At 46.3% G+C, this 25,959-nt stretch carries 19 protein-coding genes and 3 pseudogenes; 5 read left to right on the forward strand and 17 right to left on the reverse strand.

All coding sequences use genetic code 11. The features are described 5' to 3' along the window. Positions 1-1,247: 1,247 nt before the first annotated feature. Positions 1,248-1,421: pseudogene (locus tag ACFQZT_RS30505) on the reverse strand (DapH/DapD/GlmU-related protein); the annotation flags it as partial. A 536-nt stretch (positions 1,422-1,957) separates the two neighbouring features. On the opposite strand from ACFQZT_RS30505, the gene ACFQZT_RS30510 reads away from it, so the two are divergent. Further along, the gene (locus ACFQZT_RS30510) at positions 1,958-2,794 is read left to right on the forward strand and encodes a helix-turn-helix transcriptional regulator (RefSeq protein ID WP_379306420.1); all 837 of its coding nucleotides are present in this window, start codon (positions 1,958-1,960) and stop codon (positions 2,792-2,794) included. A 258-nt stretch (positions 2,795-3,052) separates the two neighbouring features. Here the strand turns inward: ACFQZT_RS30510 and ACFQZT_RS30515 are convergent, their stop codons facing one another. The 7 genes from ACFQZT_RS30515 to ACFQZT_RS30545 all read right to left on the reverse strand — a co-directional run bounded on the left by ACFQZT_RS30515 (position 3,053) and on the right by ACFQZT_RS30545 (position 13,323). After that, on the reverse strand, positions 3,053-3,349 hold the full coding sequence (locus ACFQZT_RS30515; protein WP_379306422.1) for a hypothetical protein: 297 nt from the start codon (positions 3,347-3,349) through the stop codon (positions 3,053-3,055). A 206-nt stretch (positions 3,350-3,555) separates the two neighbouring features. Beyond that, positions 3,556-6,201, reverse strand: coding sequence for a glycosylhydrolase-like jelly roll fold domain-containing protein (locus ACFQZT_RS30520; RefSeq protein ID WP_379306424.1), 2,646 nt, complete (start codon positions 6,199-6,201; stop codon positions 3,556-3,558). A gap of 107 nt (positions 6,202-6,308) precedes the next feature. Further along, entirely contained in the window at positions 6,309-7,895 is a 1,587-nt protein-coding gene (locus tag ACFQZT_RS30525; protein WP_379306426.1) for a type 2 periplasmic-binding domain-containing protein, read from the reverse strand. A gap of 67 nt (positions 7,896-7,962) precedes the next feature. Beyond that, on the reverse strand, positions 7,963-8,832 hold the full coding sequence (locus ACFQZT_RS30530; RefSeq protein ID WP_379306428.1) for a carbohydrate ABC transporter permease: 870 nt from the start codon (positions 8,830-8,832) through the stop codon (positions 7,963-7,965). Positions 8,833-8,834: 2 nt separating this feature from the next. Beyond that, positions 8,835-9,716: an ABC transporter permease gene (locus tag ACFQZT_RS30535; protein ID WP_379306526.1), complete on the reverse strand. Its 882-nt coding sequence runs from the start codon at positions 9,714-9,716 to the stop codon at positions 8,835-8,837. 173 nt (positions 9,717-9,889) lie between these two features. Further along, positions 9,890-11,464 carry a response regulator gene (locus ACFQZT_RS30540; RefSeq protein ID WP_379306430.1) on the reverse strand — a complete coding sequence of 525 codons (1,575 nt, stop codon included), beginning with the start codon at positions 11,462-11,464 and terminating at the stop codon, positions 9,890-9,892. A gap of 41 nt (positions 11,465-11,505) precedes the next feature. Next, positions 11,506-13,323, reverse strand: a complete 1,818-nt coding sequence (locus ACFQZT_RS30545) for a cache domain-containing sensor histidine kinase (RefSeq protein WP_379306432.1) — start codon at positions 13,321-13,323, stop codon at positions 11,506-11,508. A gap of 170 nt (positions 13,324-13,493) precedes the next feature. On the opposite strand from ACFQZT_RS30545, the gene spoVB reads away from it, so the two are divergent. Then, on the forward strand, positions 13,494-15,032 hold the full coding sequence (gene spoVB / locus ACFQZT_RS30550) for a stage V sporulation protein B (RefSeq protein WP_379306434.1): 1,539 nt from the start codon (positions 13,494-13,496) through the stop codon (positions 15,030-15,032). Positions 15,033-15,718: 686 nt separating this feature from the next. Here spoVB and ACFQZT_RS30555 read toward each other — a convergent pair. The 3 genes and pseudogenes from ACFQZT_RS30555 to ACFQZT_RS30565 all read right to left on the reverse strand — a co-directional run bounded on the left by ACFQZT_RS30555 (position 15,719) and on the right by ACFQZT_RS30565 (position 17,550). Then, positions 15,719-16,162, reverse strand: coding sequence for a cell wall hydrolase (locus tag ACFQZT_RS30555; RefSeq protein ID WP_379306436.1), 444 nt, complete (start codon positions 16,160-16,162; stop codon positions 15,719-15,721). 102 nt (positions 16,163-16,264) lie between these two features. After that, a pseudogene (locus ACFQZT_RS30560) lies at positions 16,265-16,875 on the reverse strand (class I SAM-dependent methyltransferase). Positions 16,876-17,181: 306 nt separating this feature from the next. Further along, positions 17,182-17,550 carry a winged helix-turn-helix transcriptional regulator gene (locus ACFQZT_RS30565; RefSeq protein ID WP_379306438.1) on the reverse strand — a complete coding sequence of 123 codons (369 nt, stop codon included), beginning with the start codon at positions 17,548-17,550 and terminating at the stop codon, positions 17,182-17,184. Between the two features lie 178 nt (positions 17,551-17,728). Here ACFQZT_RS30565 and ACFQZT_RS30570 point away from each other — a divergent pair, with 178 nt between their 5' ends. The 3 genes from ACFQZT_RS30570 (at position 17,729) to ACFQZT_RS30580 (ending at position 19,915) form a co-directional block, all read left to right on the forward strand. Further along, a complete protein-coding gene (locus ACFQZT_RS30570) occupies positions 17,729-18,718 on the forward strand; it encodes an SDR family oxidoreductase (protein WP_379306440.1) in 990 nt (329 codons plus the stop codon). 28 nt (positions 18,719-18,746) lie between these two features. Then, complete coding sequence (locus tag ACFQZT_RS30575; protein WP_379306442.1) at positions 18,747-19,322, forward strand: NAD(P)H oxidoreductase; 576 nt, start codon at positions 18,747-18,749, stop codon at positions 19,320-19,322. Positions 19,323-19,513: 191 nt separating this feature from the next. Continuing rightward, positions 19,514-19,915 (forward strand): VOC family protein, encoded by a 402-nt coding sequence (locus ACFQZT_RS30580; RefSeq protein ID WP_379306444.1) that lies wholly within the window; start codon positions 19,514-19,516, stop codon positions 19,913-19,915. 289 nt (positions 19,916-20,204) lie between these two features. Here ACFQZT_RS30580 and ACFQZT_RS30585 read toward each other — a convergent pair whose 3' ends face one another. From ACFQZT_RS30585 to ACFQZT_RS30610, 6 genes and pseudogenes are all read right to left on the reverse strand, one after another. Then, a complete protein-coding gene (locus tag ACFQZT_RS30585; RefSeq protein ID WP_379306446.1) occupies positions 20,205-20,792 on the reverse strand; it encodes a kinase in 588 nt (195 codons plus the stop codon). A gap of 53 nt (positions 20,793-20,845) precedes the next feature. Further along, positions 20,846-20,955 (reverse strand): annotated as a pseudogene (locus ACFQZT_RS30590) (NUDIX hydrolase); the annotation flags it as partial. 50 nt (positions 20,956-21,005) lie between these two features. Then, entirely contained in the window at positions 21,006-21,533 is a 528-nt protein-coding gene (locus ACFQZT_RS30595; RefSeq protein WP_379306448.1) for a nucleoside-triphosphatase, read from the reverse strand. Positions 21,534-21,675: 142 nt separating this feature from the next. Beyond that, positions 21,676-22,947, reverse strand: a complete 1,272-nt coding sequence (locus ACFQZT_RS30600) for a sensor histidine kinase (RefSeq protein WP_379306450.1) — start codon at positions 22,945-22,947, stop codon at positions 21,676-21,678. A gap of 873 nt (positions 22,948-23,820) precedes the next feature. Further along, a complete protein-coding gene (locus ACFQZT_RS30605; protein ID WP_379306452.1) occupies positions 23,821-25,065 on the reverse strand; it encodes a serine hydrolase domain-containing protein in 1,245 nt (414 codons plus the stop codon). Positions 25,066-25,078: 13 nt separating this feature from the next. Next, positions 25,079-25,945: a pentapeptide repeat-containing protein gene (locus ACFQZT_RS30610; RefSeq protein ID WP_379306528.1), complete on the reverse strand. Its 867-nt coding sequence runs from the start codon at positions 25,943-25,945 to the stop codon at positions 25,079-25,081. Positions 25,946-25,959 lie beyond the last annotated feature (14 nt).

Consider the following 25,959-nt stretch of genomic DNA (forward strand, 5'->3'; position numbering starts at 1 on the left):
CTACTGCCTTCGCCATTCGGGACTTGAACCCTATAGATAGCGCCCATGCTGGGCGCACACGGACAAACAAAGCAGTTGCCGCGGCAACCTGCTTTGTCATCAAGAAAAGGGCTATTTTACAATATTTTAAGCCAAGCCCGGTACGGAAGCGCTACCTCTGGGCGATGAACACCCTTAGGCTTATATCCCAAGCTTTCGCTCATACCGACCACTTCAGTGAGTAAATAAACGATGCTGAGCCACATCTCTGTGCCTTGAAGGCTTGGTTGATCCAATCGATCTAACTGAAAACTGAATCCCCTGCCCTCTACCCATCGGTTTAACACCCGTTGTAGCTGGTGTTCCGCCCAAATTTGGATCTCATTACGACGGTAGTCGGTTTGCTTCAAACATAGCCACAATGGGTGAATGACGTCCAGCACATTGCAAGCATTCCCTTTTTCACTACTGAAGAAAGCCGTATTACGAGTGTGTGCCAAAACGGTATCGATTGTTGTCTCGGCATAGGGAAGCTTTCCTCCGAATTGTGCATGAGTCGCTCGGGTTAACCGGTAAAAGCCATTTACAGGCTGCAGCCATTGCTCTGTGGCTGTCGGAGAACCCCAAAGACCTGATTGCGGATTGGCGTGTGTATTTAACCAGCCCAAGAGGGCGTCTGGTGTCCGTTTTGAGCCAAAATGTTTAGCATTTAAATACAGCCCTGTCCCAATACTATCGATCCAATCTCCACATGACCACGCTTGATTTGCCCAAGGCAAGTTATCTAGCAGCTTGTACAGTGTTTCAACATTCATTCGTTCAACGGCCTGAATTGGATATAGCGGCTTGGAATCTAGCAGTTCCAGAGCGTAACCGATGGCGAGTATGTTATAGCGTGACAAGTGATCGGACAGTTCGAATGGGCGGTTCGTGGCAGGATCAGGCAGCTTCCAAGGATCGGGGAACAGCCCAAACTCAGGCTCCTGGAAACCTTGCAACAGTTCCACCAATTGTTCTCTTGTAAAACCTGGTGGCAAACGATTGAACATAGCACCAATCTCGACCGCATCACACCATGCCCGTACCGTTTGACCAGCATCAGGAGTATTGCGATAGGCATGTCCCTTCTCATTAGGAACCAAATACCCGGAAAGTAAACCCTCGATTTGATGACGGACTTTGGTGCCAAATTGCTCAACAGATTCGCGCAGTGAGTTTTCACTGTGAGCGTTCATAGGTTGATGTACTGTCAAACCTGCCGTGTTAGCGCCTCCGCTCAAACGATTGCGAATTAATCTGGCAGGGTTGCCGCCAACGATACTGTATTCCGGAACATCCTTAGTCACGATGGCGCCTGCAGCAACAATACTATGGCTTCCTATTTTCACCCCGTCTACAATCACAGCGTTAGCACCGATCCAAACATCATCCCCGATATCGATGCCCAAAGAGGTGGAGGGCTGCTGAAAAATCGGTTTTGTAACATCTTCATAACCATGATTGAAACCATAAATTGAAGCATGAGATGCAATCCGCACGCCGTCCCCCATCGATACTTTACCTACAACTAGCGCGTAGGAGTTAACGGTGCTATTAGCGCCCATTGTTAATTCCGTGTTTCGTACGATAGCTCCTGCCGCAATATAGCTATGTTCCCCCATGTGGAGTCGGATTGGATGGATAAACGCTTTCCTTGATATATAACAGTCTTCACCGAACGTGGCTCCAAATCTAGCTCTTAGTTCCGCTTGCCATTGTGCCTGATCAGCCAACTGAGTTTCATTTCGCAACATCCAAGGCATGTAGTCCATGTTTATTTGATCCCAGTCATCGTACATTTCCATTGCACCCCTCACCATGATCATCTTTGAATCCATTATGGCTGGTTTGGCATTGATGCACCATGGTTAAATCCGTCTTATTCTTGTACAAAACGCTTCATGCTTTATAATATAAAAATTAGGGAGGGGAGAGCGAAATGATCTATTCCTTAGACGATCTAGTTGTACGTATTCATTGGATGGATGATGAGCACAAGATGTCAGGTTGGAACGATACAAGACGAAACATTTCTAAACATAGCTTCTATTGGATCTATGGAGGCAGCGGATCGTTTCTTACCGAGGAGGGAATTCAAACATTTGGACCTGGGACTCTACTTTACTTAAAGCCCGGTCTTAGAATGTCAATGGAGGCTGGTAGCGAAGGTATGGATATAATCATGACGTTGACCGATCTCATACAGGTCACGAAGAAGCCAGAGACTTCTTTGCATTGGTCAGCCGACTCATTGACAGAATCTATTCATTTACCGTTTCTACATAGAGCTTCTCCCGAACATCTTCTTTTATGGACGCAAAGGCTTCGAAACGCGCACAGATGCTGGGTCCCGGGCTCACAGCGAGGAGAGTTCCAAACACAAGCGATACTTCTTGAGCTCATTGAAGAATGGCATCGAATGACTACTATCGAAGAAAGTGGAGCATCCGAGTCCCGTAAGAGTTATGAACGTATTCGTCAAGAGTTGGAACTGAGATACGCTGACGATCTTAAGATCCGCACTTTGTGCGAACTAAACCATCTCTCTACATCGTATGTTCGGAAATTGTTCATGCGTTATTTGGGAGAGTCCCCGAAAGATTACTTAATACGTATCCGGACTGAGCACGTTAAGAAGTGTCTTCTTTACACGGATATGCCGCTTAAGGCTATTGCTACCAATTGCGGCTTCCTCGATGAATTCCATTTGAGCAGGACGTTCAAGCGATTGAACGGGATTCCGCCAAGCGAATACAGAAAGGTCAACCGGCAATAAGCTTGAGACCGCTTTAACTAAGAGGGCGATTCAATGGAGTGGTAGTAACTTGAATATTTTCAGACCGTAGTCCGTTTGGAGGGGAAGACGTATGCTCCCCTGTTTTTGTCAGTTTCCCAATGAAGAAGGAACTGGGAGCACCGCTGCTCGACCGCCAGGGCCGTACGATTAAACGTAACTTCTTTCAACTATCGTTCTCCGTTTAGCTGAACGAGCTAGATGCCTGATATATCTTTAGAACAGTTGTTTTACGAACAGTTAATCTTTGTTTACTTTTTTTCGTCGGGTAAGCGATATCCCACCAAAACCACTGATGATTGCTATGTAAAATCCTAAATCGTACCACCATCCTGAATTATATATTTCATAAACTCTAATATGGTGTTTGAAAATACCAATAATGAGTGAAAAAGGTGCGATCCATCCATGCCATATTCCCCAGAAGAAACCCGCGGGACGATGAACGTTATTGACTCCATCTCCAGGTACACAGCCCGTTAATGAAAGTACAGTAACAATCAGAATAAGCGTAATAAATAAATACCTTGATTTCATATTCCACCACTCTCCTCAAGTTCTATTTTGATATCGGACAGTGGAAAAACTGTCTTGGGAAAGCTGTCCAATAGCACCAGTATTCTATAATATAGAATCTTTTCGCTCTATATTCGTTGGCCTGCGAAAATAAACTCTTAGAATTAAGAGCGACAGTCTTGGACGAGAAAGTCCTAGACTGCCGCTGATTTATACTGAGGAGGATATCATATCCTGACAACTCGCACGGGTCCAATAAGTCCACTTGGTTCCTGCTGCGCAAAGGCCGATAAGAAGTCGCGCTGATCCTTCACGAGCGTATTCGTGACTTCAATGACAAGCTTGTTTGTGCCCATCTTAATCAGTCCATTGATTTCAAAGCGATAAGGCGGACAGATGCGTACTCCTGCTTGCTCGCCGTTTAACCAAACTTCTGCCGTTTCATAAACCTCTCCTAACTCTAATAGAGCTTGGCTTACGGTTTCATTCCACTCAAATTCCGTTTCATAACGGAAGGTACCTGAGAATCGAGGCAGGCAATCCGGCCCGCTCATATTCATTAAAGCCGTCAGTTTTCCCCATTCCTTAAAACGAGGATAATGTTCAGCTTCAGCAGTGGATACGGTCCATTCACCTGTTAGCTCAAGTTCCGACCCCAACGTATACTGTGGCAGTGCAACATAACTTTCAAGGTCAGCTCCGTGGAGCAGAACGATGGATTCATACGGATTAAGGATAAGCTGCACTGTTTTCGCACCGTTCTCCATACTTACATTCAATTCGATCAACCGATTCTGGAACGCATCATATGCATATACATCACCTTTGATGGGCAAAACAATCTCCGTGCGTATCGTTCGATGCGGATGTTCGTTAAAGAACATAAAGACATCCAAACCGTCATGTATATAATGATAGTTCCGGAGATACGGTTCGTGGTTGTCGACTCTAATATCGTAATGTCCGTCTGCAAGAAGTTCATGCGCAAGTTTGTCTAAAGCTACTACCTTTACATTCCGGTGATCGGCAAGACAAGAGATTTCGTCAGAAACATCAATGCCCTCGCTCGATCGCAACGGCAGCCCGTCAACAAAACGTACGGCTAGTCCTTGATCCGCAAGCTGGGTCAAACGCCGTACCATCGCCGCCGGAAGCGCTTCTGCATAAGGTACGATTAAGCACTCGTAATCCTCGAGATTTACATGCAGCTTGTTGTCTTTCACGTTTGCCGCTTCTAGAAGAACATCGACGGGAACAACTTCGCAGTCGATCTGATGCTGCATCAGTAACTTCACGGGCTTATGAAAATACATCGCTTCCCCGGACCATTCGGCTTCAGCATGATACACGACGGCCGCAGACGCCAAGTGCCTTCCGCCTGATATCAGGTGACTGATCCGATTCATATATCGATTTAAATGCTTGTAGTAGCGATACTGCGGGTTTTTCCCGTTCGCATACATATGCGGCGGACAATCCGGGTCCGAATCTTTTTGGGTAAAGGCATGCGGGACAAAATAATTGACGCCGCGAACGAGCATATGGTCTGTGAGCCATTTCATCAGCTTTAAGCCTTCCGCCCAGCCATATGCCCCATAGACTTCACACATCGTCCTGCCTTGTTTTTTCGGATCAATGTGTCCAAGAGAAACTCCTAGCTTAGCGAGACCATAATGGAAAAATTCGCTATCCGTATCCCCCCCTGGCTTGCTGAAAGACAATTCATCGAAACCGGGGACGATTTGCCACAGCACGACATCGAGGCCTGACATGTCTTGTCCCCACATCGAACGGAAGAAGTGTCCGGCGCCGGGGCCAAGCCTTGCATGAACGTTGTTGTCTTCGAGTACATGTCCGATATATTCTACCCCGCGGGCTCTGCACCACTCTCCGATTTGGTTGCAGAAGTTTTCCGCGTAGAGCTTGCTGACAATATTCATATAGGAGTACCGCACGATGTTCGACTGTTCGCCCGCATCATGCCAGAGAAGATATAGGTGCCTACGGTAGTCCTCACCCAACGCCTGCTCAAGCAAGGCTGGCATTTCCCGGCCCCAAGGAAGCGGCACTCCCTGTTTTCCGGGTTTCGATTTGAAGTCAAAGGTCATCTTATCATTGTAAAATCCGGGTTCGTCCGAAAAGAATCCGGCGAATGTCTTTCCGAAATCCGACTTGTATCTTTCATAAACAGCCTCATAAACCGTATCGAGCAGAATACGAACGGAATCCCGAACTAGCGGGTTCAGATGATCCTCCTGCTCCTTGCTGCCGCCATCCTTATTTTCTGAAATAATAAATACTCGCCAATACCCTTCAGGGATATCCCAATAAAGGATACCGTCTTGCACAAGTTCAGTTATGTCGACACAATCACTGAGTAATGTTCCATTGGATGGATCTCTGCGGACTGCGACAACTGAAATCAGCTTATTTTTACCGCTCGCGTGTTGGCTATGCGAGATGGTCGGTCGAAGCCCACGCATAAGCAAGGTATCCAGCAGCATAGAGGTTCCTTGGGCAGGACCGATGGTATCGATATAACGTTCACCCAAAAACATGCGCTGAAGCTCATCCGGAGCATCCTTGACTCTCCCCGCCGCATGTCCCGTTGGAAAATGATCGTCATCGAGAAGCCATACCTTCATGCCCCGATTCCGGGCTTCCTCCATAATAATGTCCATATCCTTCCACCATTTCGGACCGAGAAAATCAGGATGAGGACGAGCTTCGATGCAAACGGCTCCAATGCCAGCTTCATGAACGCGGGCAATCTCTTCACGTATCGCCTGCTCTTCCTCACCATGCTGCCAAAGAAAAGGTAGGATATAATTTTGTTCTTGACCCTCAAGCACTTCCTTAAGACGATTGTTCATGTTAGCCCCCTGTTTCCAATTAGGTTCGATGATCCGATGACCTCAGCTTGGATTGAAATATCCGCCCGTCTTCGCATCGAAGCCGGGCGGATATTTTTGATCCACATTTATTTCTTCACTTTCGCATACCATTCTCTCGCGCGCTTCGTTACTTCTTCGCCGCCAGATTTGTTCCACTTGTCTACAAATTCGTCAAATTTGCTGATCGGATACTGTCCGGTAATGATCTTGCTGGCATATTCGATATAGAGAGTGCGATTGTTGATATCCGGGAAACCTTCATAGACGCTGGCCGGCATGCCGTCTCCAGCAATGACCTTGGCATACTTCTGGGCATCCTGCATGATTTGAACGGTTTGGTCAATCTCCCACATTCTGTCATCCGAAGCAGTGCTTTTCTGGAGATTGCTTATAAAATCAAGAGTCGAAATTTTTGCATATGGATCGAGAATGAGATTCTCTTGAGTACTCTTGTCATCCGGAAGTTTAACGGCTTTACCATCCTTCATCGTATAGTGCATGCCTTCAACACCAAGGTACAGAGCGTTCCAATTCTTCTTGTCGTACATGTTGTTCAGTAATTTTAAAGTGGCCATCAACTTCTTTTGATCCTTGTTGTTTTTAACGACCCATGCCGGAGGCGTAAACCTTTTCCAAGTATAGAATCCCTTATATCCCGGAACTTCTGGAATAGGAAGGGCTGCAAAATTGCCCTTTACACCACTGTTCTTTTGCAAATTATCCAAATATAGATTGGTTTGCTCTGCCCAGTGGAAGTAGTTACCTGCTTTGTTGGCTGCAACCTTGCCGTCCCACTTGGCCTTGTCGTTTAGAAGTGATTCCTTATCTATTAATCCTTCCTTGTACAGTTTGGAGATGAACTCCAAGGCGGCTTTCATATTAGGTGTTACCGCGGAATAAGTGAGCTTACCGTCATAAATGTCCCAATCCGGATAGCCTTCGAACATGGCTACACCATACATAGCGAACAGATGATCCATCCAGCGCGCCTCCGCTCGGCCGCCTGTCGGAAGCTCATCCTTCTGCCCATTGCCATTAGGGTCCTTATCCCTGAATGCTTCCAAAACCTTCACGTATTCGTCTTGCGTCTTCGGCATCTGTAAGCCCAGCTTGTCAAGCCAATCTTTGCGGATTATGCCGGAATATCTTCCATAGTCTACCATACCAGGGATATAATAAATTCTTCCCTGGCCCGTAGGGTCATTAGCTTTAACAATATCCCACATATCCTTCGGAATGGCTTCCCATAAATTCGGCGCATATTTCGGCAGTAGATCTGTCAAATCGGCGATAGCTCCGTTTTTTGCCAAGCTATTTTCAATGCCCTGTTGGGGTAAAAACAAATCGGGCATTTCGCCGGATGCGATCTTTAGATTTAACTGATTTAAATAGGCAGTCCCTCCGTTCCATTCCACATACGGACTAATGACACCTACGCCCAGTTTTTCCTTATATAATTCATACAATTTGCTGCCTTTGGTGGTTGGTTTATAGCCGATGTTCGTACCCCAAACTTCAATATCGACGACTTCCTCCGATTTTGAATTCGCGCCTTGGTTCGGCGAAGCTGCTGAAGGACTTCCGGAAGAGTTCGTTTTGCCCGTACAGCCGGTAACGACCGTAAAGGCAAGAGCGCCGATTGCTGCAAGGACCCCAAGCTTTTTCATTGCCATGACAAGTTTCCCCCTTAGAATGATTAATATATGTTTGGGCTCAAAGAGCCGTAAAACCGATGTGAGATTAGCCTTTCACGGAACCAAGCATGGCTCCTTTAACGAAGTATTTTTGTAAGAAAGGATATACCGCCACAACAGGAATCATTGCAAAGATAACGGTTGCCGCCCTTAGTGTGCGCTCATTGTACGCTAAATCAGCTGTAGAGACGGCTCCTGTAATCAAGATGTTATCATCGGTGATGAATTGCCGAATCTTGATCTGCAATGGGAATAGATTCGTATCCTGCAAGAACATCAGCGGATGCTGGAACTGGTTCCATAATACAACGCCATAGAATAAGGCCAGTGTGGCTAGCACAGCCTTGGAAAGCGGAAGTACGAATTGGAACAGCATTCGGAAATATCCGCAGCCCTCTATAAAGGCGGCTTCCTCCAACTCCTTGGAAAATTGCTTGAAGAAGGATCGCATAATGATCAGGTTAAACGGATTCAGAATATGAGGAATAATCAGTACCAATGGGTTATTGTAAAGTCCGATACCGCGCACTGTCAGAAAATACGGTACAATTGGCGGCTTGAAGATCATCGCGATCACGACGCCGACCATAATGACAGGGCCCCAGCGAAATTCCGGCTTCGACAGCGGGTATGCAAGAAGAGCCGTGACAAGCAGCGCCAGAATCGTGCCAATCACCGTCGAGCCCAGCGTCAGGAAGAACGATTTCCATAAGTCGGGACGATACATCATAAAATCCCAGGAGGCCAGCGTAAATTCCTTCGGCCAAATCGTGACTTGATTCAGATCCACCATTCGTTTAGAACTGAACGAGGTCGAGAGTACGGAAAGCAGCGGTATAATCGCGATAAAGGATAAAAGCAGGAGGACGACAGTAACTACTGAACCAAATAGTTTTTCCCTTCTGGATTCAAGCATGCTTACCACAACCCCCCGTCTGAAACTTTTCTTGACAACTTATTAAAAATGTAAACCAGAATAAATCCGATAACCGATTGGAATAAACCGACGGCAGTTGCGAAACTATACTGCGCTTGCTGAATACCTGTCCGGAATACATAAGTATCCAGGATATCCCCTACGCTATAAGTCATTGGCGTCTGCAGATTGAACACTTGATCAAAGCCCAAATCCAAGAAGTTGCCGATTTCCAGCAAAAGCAAGACCAATACGGTAGGCAGCAGCAGCGGAAATGTAACGTGGCGGATTTGCTTGAACCGGGATGCTCCGTCAATCATCGCAGATTCATACAGCTGCGGGTCTATCGAGCTGATTGCGGCCATATAGACGACAGTTCCCCACCCCGCATCTTTCCAGATGGAAGTAAGCACATAAACAATACGGAAATAGGAGCTCTCCTGCATGACCAGGATGGGATCCTGATGAAACCATCCAATCACCACGTTAAACAATCCGCTTAGAGAGAACAAATCAAATACAATTCCGGCGACGATAACCCATGATAGAAAATGTGGAACATAGAGAGCCGTTTGAATCCCTTTCTTCAGAGCGGATTTCCGGATTTCGTTGATCATGAGCGCGAGCAGGACGGGCACTGGGAACACAATCACAATTCGCAGAAATCCAAGCATCAATGTATTACTAAACACCCTGATAAAATCGGGATAGTGGAACAGGGCTTCGAAATTTTTGAAGCCAACCCAAGGGCTATCCAGAAAACCTTTGAATACAGAATAGTTCTGGAAAGCGATTACGGAACCAGCCAGCGGAATGTATTTAAAAACAATTAGAAATACAATGCCCGGTATGGCCATCACATACAGTGGCCAAAACACCCTCATTCGATAGATCAACTTGATTCCCCCTAATTTCTAGTTGCTTGTATTCGCTTACAAATAATATACCTTTAGGGGGAAAATTGCTCAAAGGGTCGTTTTTAAGTATTTACTAGGTCATTTTATAGATATAAAAAAAGCCCCTTCGCCTTCGGAACATGGCGATGGGCCTTCTACATTTAGTTCTTCAGGACGTTCTTCCGGTATTCGCTCGGCTTGAAGCCCGTTAGCTTCTCAAACTGCCTGGCAAAATACTGCGTATCCGAGTAACCTACCTTCTCGCAAATTTCATACACCTTAAGATCTGTCTTCTCAAGCAGTTCTTTCGCCTTATTAATGCGAATTTGTGCTAGAAAATTCAAATAGGTGTCCCCTGATTTTTGTTTGAACAGTTGGCTTAAATAATAGGGATTGATGAAAAATCGGGCCGAAAGCTCCGCCAAGCTGATGGATTCATTGTAGTGTTCGGTTACGTATTTCTTGATTTCTGCAATGATATCTTTCTTCTTGGTAATATGATGTTCCAATTTAAATGTAATAATTCCTCGAATAACCTCAACCATCCACTCTTCCAGACGCTCAAGTGTCCGAAACCGCGAAATCGCCTCCAGCGAAAGGATATGGCGCCCCAGAAGCTCGTTCTGTTGCAACTGCTGGAAGGACATCTTGCGTACACTCGACAATAAAATATTCAAGCACTGTAACTGGAGGTTGGTCGGGCTTATATTGCGCTCTGCTTCCATACGCCCAAAAATTTCTCGAATGAGGTTCACGCATTCCTGTTCATCCGTATTGTCCAAAGCGACCTCAAGCTTCTCAATCAACGCTTCCGGGATGGTAAGGCGCCCTCCCATCAAGTTCACGATATCAGGGTATGGAATCACAGCCCCGTCTCCCTGGATGACCTTATAGCCTAAGGCGTGACGAGCCTCCTCGAAGGATAAGCTGATCTCAACTGCCTGTTCCTTAACTGTTCCAACGCCAGCAGTCATCGTCTTTTGCAGCTCCCGAAATACCTCTTCCTTCAGGCTATGAATGGCATGAACCAGCTCATTGTGCTCAATAACCCCGCTATCCGTTACTAATATTGCGATTTGAAGGACGGAATATCGGAACCGATACACGCCTTGGTACTGCTTGTGTAACAACTGATCCACCTGGCTAAATATCACATTCAATTCGTACTCCGTCAAGGCATTTTGGCTATTGTCAAACTCCAAAAGTGCGCAGGCGTATCTGGTTTGTTCCATCGGAATACGAGCTAACCGCAGCAACTCGCTCACATAAATGGGGTTATCGCTGCTAGCGTCGACGATGTCACATAGCGTGCTGTTCAGCATACGGTTTCTGAGGTTGTCCACCTCTTGCATTTTGGCCCGTTCTTCCCGAATTACCTCCATCACCTTATAGACGCAATCCCGCAACTCCTCTTCTTCCACCGGCTTGTTGATGTAAAATTGAACTCCGAGCCGCATGCCTTTGCGCGCGTACTCGAAGTCCGCGTATCCGCTCAGCAGAATGAATTTAGCCTGACAATCGGCGTCTTTCAGCTTCGCGATCATTTCTAAACCGTCTGCATGCGGCATCCGAATATCCGTAATCACGATATCCGGACTAAGCTCTTGAATCAAACTCACACCTTCCAAACCGTTGTAAGCTTCCCCAATAATCTCGCATTCTGGGATATAGCGGCCAATTATTTTTTTCAACCCTTCCACAATGCCTTTCTCGTCATCCACCAAGAACACTTTCATACAAGGTACCTCCCTCTCCATGCCGTACCTCCGGCGCCAAATTATCGTTTGGGGATATGAATCTCGATCGTTGTTCCGCTTCCTTGTTCCGAGTAAACTTTTAAATAATACTGATTGCCGTAATGCAATTTAATGCGTTCCGCGATATTTTTGAGACCAAGCCCATGGCCTATCATTTCACCAGACTGCTCCATCTTGTACTTGTTCGATTCTACCTCCTCCAGCAGAGCGCACATTTCCTCCTGCTTGTCCTGAGGCATGCCGATGCCGTCATCCATAATCCGAATGAAAATCCCTTCGTCCTCCGTCCAAGAACCTTCTATCACGATATTCAAGAACTGGCTATAATCCCGGAAACCGTGGCTAATGCTGTTCTCCACAATTGGCTGGAAAACAAGGGGGATGATGCTGCATTCCAACATTTCATCTGGAAGCCGGGTATCCAGACGGAACCTATCGTCGAACCGGATATTCTGAAGCTTCAAATAATTGATCGTATATTCCAGTTCATCCTTGATTGAATGTTTTCTGCCTTCCTTGCCTAGAACAAGCCGGAACATACGCGCAAGAATTTTAATCATGCCGGCTACCTCGTCGTCCTCCTTCACCAGTGCCTTCATGCGTATCGACTCCAACGTGTTGTACAACATATGCGGGTTGATCTGGTTCTGAAGCGCAAGAAACTTGGCTTGCCGCTGCTTGATCTCCGCAATATATACATCTTCGATCAATGTTCGGATCGTGACGATCATCTTGTTATAGCTGTTGACTAGACTTCCGATCTCATCATGTGCCTGCACCCTTTCGATAGGCATATACTGTCCGGCCTCGGCCTGCATCATGCTCCGCCGCAAGCTTTTGATCGGCTTGGTAATTGCATAGTTTAGACCTAACGAAACGAAAACCATGATTACAAATCCCGTCAGGATCACGATTCCTGTTACAACTTGAATCTTTCGAATCCTCAGCAACAGTTTCTGACGGGGAATTTCCGTCTTAATGATCAGTTTCCCTAATTTCGTACCGCCGGTGATTACGATGCGTTCTTTGTCACTCACATCCTTGGTATAATCGACCCCTGAATCCAAAACATGCTTCCAGGATGCCCGGCCGCTAGCCGCATCAGAATGATAGACCGTTTCACCTGAAGCATTGCTGATAATCACACTCATATCGTATTTATCCCGAGCCAACACAAAATCAGGATTCGGCGCCAGAAGCGTGAACGGATCAAGATCGATGAGAAGCCATCCGGCAAACGCCCCGTCGGAGGTCAGCAGCACCCTTCCCACAGTAACAATAGCACCGACCCCTTTATCCTCGTAATAGGAGCGATCGTGCAATCCCGTTACAAAAAACGTTTCGTCCGAGTTTCGAGGCTGCTTGTACCACTCTTTGGACAATAGCGCGCTTTCATTTACTGTGCTTGTTGTATTCGTAATTTGGTAGACCGTGTTATTGGGGCTTACAAGCATCACAGTATCTATCTCTGGCTTGAGCAGAGCAACCCGCCTCAAAATGCTCCGGACTGTTTCATTTTGGAGGATCAACTCATCCATCGACATTTTCTTACTATCCCTAAGCCTGGAGATGAAATCTTTATCTACCAAAACTGACTTGGTGATTTTGTCGTATTCTTGCATAAGTTGATCCAATGAATTCTGAATTTGTGACGTATATAAGGTGGCGAACTCTTGGGAGGAATCTTCGAGACCCGCAACCGATTGACTGTAAATAAGTGTACTTACAACAAGAACTGGAATCACGCAGCCTAGTAAGTACCCGCCCATCAGCTTATTCTGGAGCTTCATGTTTCTTATTGTCGAGACTATTCTTCGTATCCAACAGATGTGCAACATTTACGTCACTTCCTCGGCTTTATGTCGTCTACTCTTATTGTACGTGTATCAATTAAACAACGCGAACAAATATTTATTAAATGGACCGGCTTCATAAGCATGTTCACATTTTTTTCCGCATGATGAAATACAATGGAAGTATTTGATTAAACAGGAGGACATGATACCCAATGTCACAACCGTCGCAAGCCTTCATGAGAGGTACGTTATTCTTATCCGTCGCCGCGTTTATTAACCGCATACTGGGCTTCATCAGCGGGATGTTCGTAGCCAGGGTGTTGGGTGCGGAAGGAATCGGCCTGTTGATGATGGCGCATCCCCTGGTTCCGCTGGTCATCACAATTACGGAGCTGGGCCTGCCGGTAGCCATCTCCAAGCTGGTCGCTGAGGCCGATGCCCGCGGAGATCGGGCCAAGGTGAGACGCATCCTGCATGTCTCCCTGTTCGTCACCGGCTTCCTGAGTGTCACGCTGACGACCCTCTCCCTGCTTGGCTCGGAATGGATCGCAGCCTTACTGCTCAGCGATCAGCGCGCTTATTACGCCATGCTCGCGATCACGCCCATTGCGCCGATCGTTGCTGTTTCAGCGGTTCTGAAGGGCTACTTCCGCGGGAAGCAGCGGATGCTCACCATCGCCGCCTCCGATGTATTGGAGAACACCGTACAGATCGCATGTGTGCTGGCCTTGGTGCACGTCTTGCTGCCCTACGGCGTTGCCTATGCCGCCGCCGGCGCTATGGCCGCCTCGGTGGTGAGCGAGATCAGCAGTCTGCTGTTTCTACTGGCAAGTTACAAGATGCGCGGTGAAGCCAAACTGCCGGGAGAGACATGGGCTGCCCACCTTCGGAATGGCCGATCGACCCTCACGGAGCTGCTTCGGATTGGCTTGCCGACTACCGGCAATGGTGTGATTCACTCGCTCTACGGTGCCTTCCAGCCGCTGCTCATTACGACAAGCTTGGCAGCTGCCGGCATCAGTACGGCAATGGCTACCAAGCAGTTCGGCATGATCGCCGGATATGCTTTCCCACTGCTCTTCATGCCCAGCTTCATCACCCAATCCCTCTCCACTGCCCTCATCCCAGCCATCAGCGAAGCGGCTGCCAACAAGAACAGCCTGTTGATGCACAAAAGAATGGAGCAGGCCATGCGTCTGGGCTTTTTTATCGGGGCACCGGCCACCGTCATCCTGTTCGTTTGGGCCACGCCGCTCACCACCCTCATCTATGACGCGCCGGAAGTCGGCTTGCTGCTGAAGATCCTGGCACCAATGTTTTTCCTGCATTATTTCGATGCGCCGCTGCATGCCATTCTGCTGGGGCTCGGTCGTGCAAATGCCACCCTGTGGAATTACGTAATTACCACGGTGTTCAAGATTGCAGCCATCTACGTGCTAGGCAGCCAGTTCGGCATTGTTGGAATCGCTTTTGCGCTGGGCTTGAGCATTGTGCTCATCACTATGCTCAACTTCTACTCGATCTCCGGCAGCATCGGGTTCTACTGGGATATCCGCCCTTATGTGAGGGTCACTTTCTCTATGATCATCATGGTTCTTTGCGGGCAGTGGGCGATCAGGTACCTGGATGGCTTGGACCTTCCAATGCTGTGGAACGCCCTCGGTTCCCTCATCTTCTCGTTGCTCGCATACTTCGCCGCCCTGTTTCTGACAAACGCCTGGAGTCGGAAGAGTAGAAAAATCTATTCATAAATGGCAGAAACAGCGGCAGCTCTGTACGAAAGACAGAGCTGCCGCTGTTACTTTAGAAATCCTAGTTTCCGACCCCTATTGTCGCGGATTCTTGTAAATGCCGTACTTATTTCTGATGTGCCCCCTACAAGAAAACGATTTTTCAACAGACAAGAACTGGCGTCGGCAAAACTTTTTCCTACAGCGATTAATGGAGTGCATGGTTCGGCACTTCCTGTGATTGAGAAATTAGTGATCGTTCCCCTTCTTTTTCCGGTTAAAATGACAAAATCTCTTTCTATTCTGCGACGACGTTTACAACCTTTTCCAACCCTGACACTAACCATAGGAGTTTTACTAGCGGGTTTGTTGCGTTTCTTCCCGCCGCATCCACACGAACATGGCATTCTGATACACCTTCTTAATCAAATTAAATTATGATGCATCGTATGTAATAGTTGGTTCATGTGCGTAGACAAGTATCACGGCTTGTTGAACATAACTGACCGTTTAATCCCGTCCCGCTCTGTTGATCATCCGTCGGGAACGAGACAAAGTTGTTGCCACCGATAAATAACAAGAACTTGACCCGATAATAAATAAAGCCCGCAATTTAAGCAGACTTCATTCGGCTAATGTTCTTGTCAACCGGCACATGGCTGTGACAAGCCAGGTTAAGAGATCTTGAGCTTTTTTTGTTTATAAACTTAAAACGTATTATATACATTTTCACATTCTGCTCCGGTCGGTTCATAAAAACAGTGCTTCTTCCATCGTCCTACGAGCGGCTGATTATACCAAGTTGGCGGACATGGTCCGGGATTTTCGAACGTTCCTGGACGGAAATACCATAGCGAGAATTTGCCTGGCCAATTCCGCTCCCCATTCACAGCCCGTTGCGCCAGACGGCGTTCCTTCTCTCTAGCGTTTTGATAGTACAAACCATGTTGCAACGCTTCGAACGCATGCGGTTGGTTGATCATTTTGGGAATTGTCCGGATTCCTTTAAAATCGGAGCAATTCGCTCTTATTCGGTTAATGCCAACATTTCCAACAAGGAGCATGCCCATTTCGCCTTCGGTCTCAGCTTCAGCTCGAAGCAACCTTGCCAGCATATCAATATCCTGTTTCCTGGCTCTTACGACTGCCATTGGCTCACCTCTTTAGATTTCTAGACTCATTATATTGTAGGTGAAGCGGATGTGTTACTCTGGCAAAATAGAGTGCGATAATAAATAGCCGTGGAATATAATCTACTTTGTAGCCACTATCATGAACCTCTTGGAATTTGAGCAAATTCCCTTTGGTGTTCGATTTCTTTTAATGAAATCGTTCAGAAGATGAAAGTCCTCTTCAGCCTGACCAAAGCGGGGAATGATTGGTGTATGTTACTTCCCGCGACCAAAAGTTCTTTTTAAGTTCAACTTATCAGCTTCACTTACTTGTTGCGTCAAAAAAATTCCACCATTTTTTATCACCCGGGCGACTTCATTTGAGGAGAATGGTGCGTGACAGCAAGAAATTACATCAAAGAAACCAGAAGGAAATTGCAAAGAGTCAAAGGGCATTTGGGTGAATCGAAAGTTGGACACATTTGCATTATGAAGGTTGGATTGAGCAGCTTCCATCATTCCACTCGATATATCAATCCCAATCACGAACAGCAAATGGGAAGCTATTTTTAATACATTTTCGCCCCCGCCTGTTCCGATGTCTAGAAGAACATCCGAGCTTTTACAGCTTTTATTACTTCTTCATAAAAATCCCACTGAATCCCTTCAGACGTTACCTGCAAATGGCTAAAATCCCAGCCGTTTATTTTTCCAACCTTATCATAAAAATCTTGATATTCTAACTCATTCATTTATTGAATACCACCTTTCAAATGATAAAAAGCCAAGTCACATTACAGTGTCTTGGCTTCACCTTTTGGAATGACTCCCACACTGATCTAAGCTTTAGTTTTCAGAAAAAGGGCATACTTCTCCCTTGATGGCTGGTACGCGTTTTTTCCAGCCCGAAAACTAATTACTTCGAACAATGCGGAAAGACAATTCCATTCACCCCATTTGAAAGAATGTAATTAGCATAATTTATCCAAATAGCTATTGTAAAGATAGACTATCCTCCCGTTAGCACAACGCGGCTTACTATACCACATTCATCCAATCTATACGATTAGATCGGAGAGACTACTAGTCGATTTCACTGGCAGCGCTCCCTTGATATATCGGTCGCCCCACTCGCACATTATGTCGATAATCGGCGCAAGTGATTCTCCCAAACTGCTCAATTCGTATACGACTTTCGGCGGGACTTGGTTATAAACCGTTCTGATAATAACACCATCCTCTTCCAATTCTCTCAGCTGCTGGGTCAGCATTTTTCGCGTGATGTTCGGTATAGCTTTTTGCAATTCGCCTGTTCGTTTGGCTCCGTAGGTCAAGTGACATAAAATCAGCGTTTTCCACTTGCCTCCAATAACATCTAGCGTAGCTTCCACCGGGATGTTATAGTGCCGATCCGGATTGGGTTTCATGTTGCGTGCCTCCTTTCAGTAAAACGCGCGCGTATGCTTGAATTAATAGGAACCTTTTAGTACCTATGATACTTTTAGGTGATAATGATACAAATTAGTGCGTACTTTTCTAATTTCATTATAAGATAGATAATTTCCTTATGCCACCGATGGGCAATAAAATAAAGGAGGAATATTCATGACATCCATAATAATCGCAGGCGGCTACGGCGTTGTTGGAAGCTCAATAGCCAAGCTTATACGTTCGGTAAACCGTGATATCGAGATTGTGCTAGCAGGACGTAATCCGGAACGCGGCGCAACACTCGCGCAGAGGCTGGGTAATGCCCGAACGGTCTATCTTGATTTAGAGAAACTGAGCTATTCGGAAAATTGGGGGCGATTTGACCTAATCGTCTCGGCTCTGCAAGACCCGGCAGACGCTCTGATAGACATCGCGTTGAAGCAAGGAATTGCACATATCGGAATTACGAAGCTGTCCGACGAGATTACGCCTTTATCGTTCTCGATACTAGGAACGCCGCCAAAACGCCCTATCGTTCCGCTCGGTCATTCACAATCTGGAGTCATGACACTGGTGGCGTTGAAAGCCGCCGAAGCATTCAGCCAAGTGGACTCGATTGAGTTGGCCGGACTGTACGACGACCGTGAGCAGATGGGACCTATGACTGTCGGCGATGCCGAGGGTTTTATGCACAGGGCACTCATGCGCGAGAATGGCAAATGGATATGGGCAGAGGCCGCTAACCGAAAGAGGCATATTCGCCTGACGGACGGAAGCGAACTGGAAGGATTTCCGATGGGGCTGCTCGACGTACCGAGCTTGGCGACGAACACCGGCGCACCGAACGTCCGGTTTGATTTTATCATTGGCGAGTCGATCGGGACGAAAGCTGGAAAGCATCCTTCCCAAGACCTGTACATTGATATCGCAGGGTTACTAAATTCGGGCGAATCGGTCAAGCGGAGAACGGTCGTCTCTGATCCATACGGGCAAGCGCATCTTACCGGTCTCGGTATGTTGGTCGCGGTAGAGCGCATACTCGGCCTGGACGGCATGCCTGCTGCGGTTGGTGGTGTCTATTTGCCGGAAACGCTCATATCGGTGGATACAGCGATTGCGTGTTTCGAACGATTCGGCGTTCGGATTTTCTCCGAAGATATATGAATAAAATAAAGAAAGCGAGGAAGACGAAATGAAGGTATTAACCGTCGTATCTCATCCGCGGAACGATTCGTTTACGTTCGCGGTTGCTCGTCGTTTCGAACAAGGGCTTAAAGATGCTGGGCACGAAACTGAAATATTGGATCTGTATCAAATCGGGTTCGACCCCGCGCTTCGGGAAGCGGACGAGCCAGATTGGTCCAACGAGAAGAAGCGGTATTCTTCCGAAGTGGAGGCAGAAATAGAACGTATGAAGCGGCATGAGGCGCTGGCTTATATTTTCCCGATCTGGTGGTATGCGATGCCGGCCATGCTCAAAGGCTATATCGATCGTGTGTGGAACTATGGCTTTGCTTATGGATCCAATCGACTGAACCATCGACGCATCTTGTGGCTAGGGCTTGCCGGCGCACCGGCCGAGCATTTCGAGAAAAGACAGTACGACAAGATGATTGCGCATCATCTTAACATAGGGTACGCAGGATATGCGGGAATCGAGAACTCGAAGCTGGAATTGTTCTACGAGACGCTGGACGCGAAGCCAGGCCATCTGGAAGAGTTACTGAATCAAGCTTACAACCTGGGACTGGCTTTTACCGAGGAATGAGCCTTAAAGGTATCCTCACAAACTTAGCCCATGCATACCGATAGCAGACAAGTAAATAAGTTTACTATGGAAACTGCAGGATGCATGACAGGAATGTCATACCTTGCGGTTTCTTTTATAAGATTCGCTTCTGCTGCCAGAAGTAGAGTATAGTAGGAGTAGTTGGAAATATATTTCAGGAGGCTACAGCCATGTCACAGGAGATTTGGATTAACCTGCCGGTCAAAGATGTTGAGCGGTCAACTGCCTTTTTCAATGAGATTGGATTCCATGCGGTGAGCGTTGGTAACGAGAGAGCCAAGCTTGCCATAGGCCAAACAACGATTCTGCTGTTCCCGGATGCGGCGTTTGAGAAATTTACAGGTTCAAAAACCGCAGATACTTCCCATAGCGCAGAAGTCATATTTTCCATTGGCGCTGATAGCAGAGAAGAAGTAGATGCCTTTATTCAAAAAGTTGAGTTTGCTGGAGGAAGCATCTTTGGCAAGCCGAGTGAAACTGACGGCTGGATGTACGGCGCAGGATTTGCCGACCTGGACGGTCACCGCTGGAACCTGTTGTACATGGATGAGAGCAAAATGCCGAAACGCTAATATGGAAACGCTGGTCACCTGCTTAAGGTCACCGGCGTTTTTTTACACCCCGTAGAATCTCATATCTGTCATTCAAATCAAAATCGTTGCTTAGAAGGAAATATTCGTGGGTTAAACTAATTCAAATCACCTGGGTTAGCCCGTGTTAATTTATTGGTCTTACATAAACTATATTAACACATATTGGAACTAACCTGCCCGTTACTTGAACAGGCTGCCGAGTTTGCCGGCAGCCTGTTTTAATATTATGCTATCGTTTTCCGTTTGCTCAATCCCCCAAGACCCATACTTAAGAATTTAAAACCATGTTAGCCTTAGACAACGGGCATATCGTGTTTAAGTAGTAGTCTTCCGCTTTCCAATACCTTGTCTTGAATTTCTCGACTTGCTGTCTGGTATTTGCTGATTCACGTTCAAAACGTGTTTGCCTTGGGCAATCCAAATAGACAACGAAATCAAAAAACTCCCGCCATTCCTTCCGTTGAAGAAATACACCCTCTACGATAACAATGCTATTACGTGGAATTTCAACAACCGTTTGAATAATTTCGTCACGATTCGAATTATAAAATGGAAGGGTCACTTTAATACCATCTCGTAACTTAGCAAATAACTGCTGCTTTAAAAGCTCAACATCCCATTGCAGATTGTAATACTCATACCATTCTTCAAATCCTGTATCATATCTCTTCTTGTGTTCCACAATGTAATCGTCAATGTGAAGAACACAAAAGGTTTTTTCAAAATCAGTTAACCCTTTTTGTATTTCTTCTACAATGGTCGACTTACCCGACCGACTTAATCCATCTAAACCAAGAATAAAGCGTCCATCAACATACCGATCTAAAATAACCTTAAATAATGCACTATCTTGCATCTGTTTATCACTTCTCCCTTGTCCAATCGTGTCCTGTTAGTGGAACAAGATAGTTAAAATTCAACATAGAATGGATGAAGTTCTTCATTCAAACAAAAGTCACCATCTCTAATGCAGTTTCGATTGGGAAAAATCCTACTTCCAAAGCTTCAGGTGTCGTTGTTGCAGCAGAAACAATATGTTTTGGAGCCATCTCTTTGTCCTCCCCTACTCTTACAAGAACTTAAGAATATCATTTGTTATTCGTTCAGTTATCATCTCACGATTATCTTCACTCAGATGATAAAGTCTTATCCCAGATAATTCCTTTATCTTGTCAATGCTAGGATGGCTATCTACACAAATCGTCCCTAAAATAATATGTTTAGAACTCGAAACTACTTCATGGATCACTGTTTCAAATGGAGCGGATAACATTTGCATGAATCCGATCTCATCAATAACTGTAATCTGCTTTGTATTTAACGATAGGTTCACTGCCTTTAAAGCATTATTTTCAAAAGCATCGATGTCAACCCCGTATCTACCTACTCGCACTGAACTTTCACTATCAACATTTGCAATACAAACAGTCTCGCCATTGAGTGTGATGCAATTAAATCCAATACGGTCTGTACAGTTGCGTATTTCTTCAGTGTAAAAACCACCAAAATATTCAGGACCAATTTGTTGTATAATTCGTTTTATCGCCGTTGATTTTCCTACCCGAGGTTTCCCAGTTAACAAAAAACACGTTTCCAACCTCTTCACTCTCCTTAAATCTAAATAGGAAAATATTCACTAAATGGTTAAATTATCTCGCAAGTTAGCTCAGTGCCCAGCGGTACATCCGAACAAAAATCTTTCTTTTGTTCAGATTTCTACACTTAGAGTTGCCACAGCATTATTGGGCTTCTACATTTGAAATGTTATATACAGGGAGCCATATAAAAAACAAAGTTCCTTTACCTCTACCGCTAATTACATCGACTGTCCCCTTATGTTCTTCCAAGATCCACTTTGCTATTGATAATCCTAAACCAGTACCCGGCGTTTTCCCTCTCGAGGAATCGGCTCGATAAAATCTATCAAATATGTGAGGGAGTTCGTTAGGGTCCATTCCAATACCGGTATCTCTAATCGTTAATCCAATTTTGGCATTATCTCTTAAGACGATAATCTCAACATAGCCTTCTGCAGTAAATTTAAAAGCGTTATCGATAAAAATAAAAAGCAATTGTTGTAGGTAATTCTTATCTCCTAATACGATGGTATTCTCTAGAACATCTAAGCCTTCAGTTTTCAATTCAGCAACCTTGGGAATTAATTGTGCCTTTCTCACTGCCGAATCGACAATAGATTTAAGTTCGACTAATTCACTTTTCATTCGAAAACCTGCATCCGCTCTGGCGAGTGCCAGGAGATCATTAACCAATCTCCCCATTCTAGTTGCTTCATCTGTAATGTCATTAAGAGCCTCCACAGATATTCGAATTTCCTCTTCCTCGGGTAATCTACTAGGGTTGTTATCCAGAGATGTCCATATTTTCTTAAGGAATTCGGCATTCCCTGTAATTGTGGTAAGAGGTGTTCGCAGTTCGTGAGAAGCGTCAGCTACAAAACGTCGTTGAGATGCATACGAATTATCTAATTCTCCATAAATCGTTTGAATACGTTTAAGCATTCCATTGATGGTTTTACTTAGCAGACCAATTTCATCTTGTGCGCCATTATGTTGTATCCTATTTCCAAAATCCTCACTGTTTCGAATTTGTTCTGTAGCACTAATTAAAGAATACACCGGTTTTAAAGCCTTTTTCGATAACAACCATCCCATATACGTTGCAATAAATATTACAATAAGCGATAAACTTAGGAGTACTAGACGCAAAATTGAAAAAAACATACTTATAACACTAGTATTATAGGCGGATTGTAACACCCCAACCAGCTCACCGTTTAGCATTAAAGGGGCATTATATATTAAAAAAGGCGAATGATGAATTGTTGGGGTATCATAATATCCAGCTTTCTTATCTGCAAGAATTTTTGTGGAAAATGGCAATTGAACATTTCTTAAGTTAGCTGACTTTGTCTTATATCCACTAACTAAGTTAATAATTTGCAAGTACATACCTGACTGAACTGAATCGAAATCGTCAAGTTGAATTAGCATATTCCATCCCATAGGGTATAGTTCAAGCTGATACTGTACATTCCTTTGAAGCACATCAGTTTGTTCCTTAAGCGTTTTTTTAGGTCACTAAAAATGTAGAATTTTAAAAAAACATATAAGACAATACCAAACAACAATAAGGTTATAGATAAAATGCCTGAGTATAATAAGGTCATCCTTAAACGGATAGTCATTAGATTAGTTCCGCCTTTGCCTCATGGATTTTCCCTTTATTATCCATTTAAGTGATTAATTTAAAATTAAAATAAGATAAATTCTTGTTGTTAGTTTAGTACATATGCATAAAAACCCTCATTTTATGAATATGTAAAAGGAGCTGCCGCGGCAACTCCTTCATCGTTTGTATAGAGGCCTTTATTAAGCTAACGTATCCGCAATCATGGTTTGAACGAAGAATATGTTCGAAAAATCATACATAAATACCTTTTAAACAGCAAATTCCATAATTCTGTGTGAAAATTCATACAGATTAGTGCTTTTTTAAGAAAAGAGTATAATTCTGTTCGATAATTCATACAGATTCGTTCTTGTTTCGATAACTTTACCTTACTTATTCCGTTCAACTATACTGCCAGTTAGTTCAATAAGGCTGCCAATCGAGCTGGCAGCCTTGTCATGTTTAAACTATAGTATCCGGAATGGCGACTTGATTGGGAAGTTAAAGTATGTATTAACCGTTCAAACTCCAGTTCTAACATTGAATTGATCCGAAGGCTATAATCATCGAAAAATAAATCTTTAGTTAGTTCATTTGGAACAATTACGGTGTGCATTTCAACCCCAAAAAGGCCGATTAAATTCAAAATTCACCGGCCTTTTTTTTAAAACAACGACGAGCCGCGGGGCTCGGTGTCAGTCTTCGATTGCCTGATAGACCGTGGTCCAGAAGTCGTGGATAAGCCGCGCTGAATCCGGGGTTGACATCCCGACCTGGGTGAGCAGGATTCCGGTGAGCTGGTTGTCCGGGTCGGCGTAGGTCGAGGTGCCGCTTCCGCCGTCCCAACCGAACTGGCCGATGGACGCGTAGTCACCACGGTAGGTGCGGACCGCCATCCCGAATCCCCAGCCGCCGTGCTGCCCTTGGCCGAATGACACATGGACGTTGTTGCTGGCCATGGCGTTTCGGGCGGCTTGTTGCTCGGATGTGAGGCGGTTGGTGGTCATCAGCTGGACGGCGGGCCGGGACAGGATCCGTTCGGTCCCGTGCATCCCGTGGTTCAGCAGCATCCGGAAGTAGGCGTGGTAGTCGTCGACGGTGGAGGAAAGTCCGCCTCCGCCGCCCTGGAACGCCGGAGGCTGGCTGTGGCGTCCCCCCTTGGCCTCGTCCCACACGATGAACTCTCCGGTCTGCGGGTTGGGGGCGTAGAGGGGCGGCAGCCGATCGAGCTTGTCGGCGGGCACGTGGAAACCGGTGTCCTTCATGCCCAGGGGGTCGAAGATGCGTTCGCGCAGGAACGTCTCAAACGACTGGCCCGTGACCCTGGCGACGAGCACGCCGAGTAGATCGTTGCTGATGTGGTACTGCCAACGCTCTCCGGGCTGGTGCATCAGCGGAAGCGTGCCAAAGCGGCGCATCCACTCATCCGGCTCGGGCATCGGCTCCGGTAGATCGGGCGTGAGCCCCTGCTCGAAGATCGCGCCCATGATCGGAGTGCCCAACGACGTCATATCCATGCCGAGCCCGAACGTGGAGGTCATCAGGTCCCGTACGGTGATCGGCCGCCGCGCCGGCACGGTGTCGTCCAGCGGGCCGTCGACCCGTTTCAGGACCCGCCGGTCGGCGAGTTCGGGCAGCCATGGCTCTACCGGGTCGTCCAGCCGCAGCCTGCACTCGTCGAGCAGGATCATCACCGGCGCGACCGCGACCGGCTTGGAAGTGGACGCCATCCGGAAGATCGTGTCCCGACGCATCGGCGCACCACCGTCATGGCGCATCGTACCGATTGCTTCGACGTGCGTCTCACCGTACCGGCTGACCAGGGCGACGAGCCCAGGAATCTTCCCGGACTCGACATGCCGTGCCAGCACGTCGCGCATTCTGCGCAGCCCTGTTTGGGAGAAGCCGCTGTCGCTTTGTCCCGTTGTAATCTTTTTCATTTGGTTTCCCTCCTTATCGAACCGTAACCTTGGACAAATCGGCTCCCATGCCTTTGAGCAGCGCATAGGTCAGTTTATCCATCGTTGCGCCGTCAAAGCAGATGGTTTTGATCATACGATAGTACTTATTAGTGAGAGTAAACCCAGGCTGGAAAGAAACATTTTTAAATGTAGCGCCCCTGAATGAGACTTCGGTTAGGGCCGCTTTGTCAAACTTAACGCCGATAAACGTCTGTCCGTCAAAACACAGCCCGGTCAGATCTGAGTACTTGAAGTCAACCCCATCAAATAAACAACCTTCAAAAATCGTTTTTCTAAGATCAGTCATCGTTAACGTCACGTCGGTCAGTCTTATTCCTGTGAATTTGGCTCCGTCAAGCCCCGACTTGCTGAAATTGGTTCGTACAAGGATCGTTTTATTGAAGCTTGCATTTGCCAGGTCAAGCGCGGATAGGCTGCAGTCCGTCAGATTCGCGCCGTCAAAATTGGCTTCGCGTACGTCGCTGCCCTTAAACGAACTGCCGGTCAAATCTGCGCCCGAAAAGTCGGAACCGTGCAACGCGCTGCCTTTAAACTGTCCTTTATGGGCCGTAACGCCTGCAAAGTCGCTTTTCGCCAGGTTGCTTGCGTTAAAGTTTGTCAGTACTTGCCGTTCCAGCGAGCGGGAGAGGTTGGAGACCTCCAGAATCGTTTGCTCGATGTCACCGATACTCTCAATGGTCATCTTAAACGCTGTTTCATCGTCCTTGCCCTCCGCTCTGAGTTCACGGTATCGTTCCTGCAAATCGGTAAGCAGGTCGGCCTTTAATTCGGTGACGCTTTTCACCCCATCGTATGGCGTAAAAACGCTGTTCAGATAATCCGTCAGTTTGGGATTCATCATATCAAATCTCC

This window comes from Paenibacillus sp. GCM10027628, assembly GCF_042676385.1.
GTDB lineage: Bacteria > Bacillota > Bacilli > Paenibacillales > NBRC-103111 > Paenibacillus_E.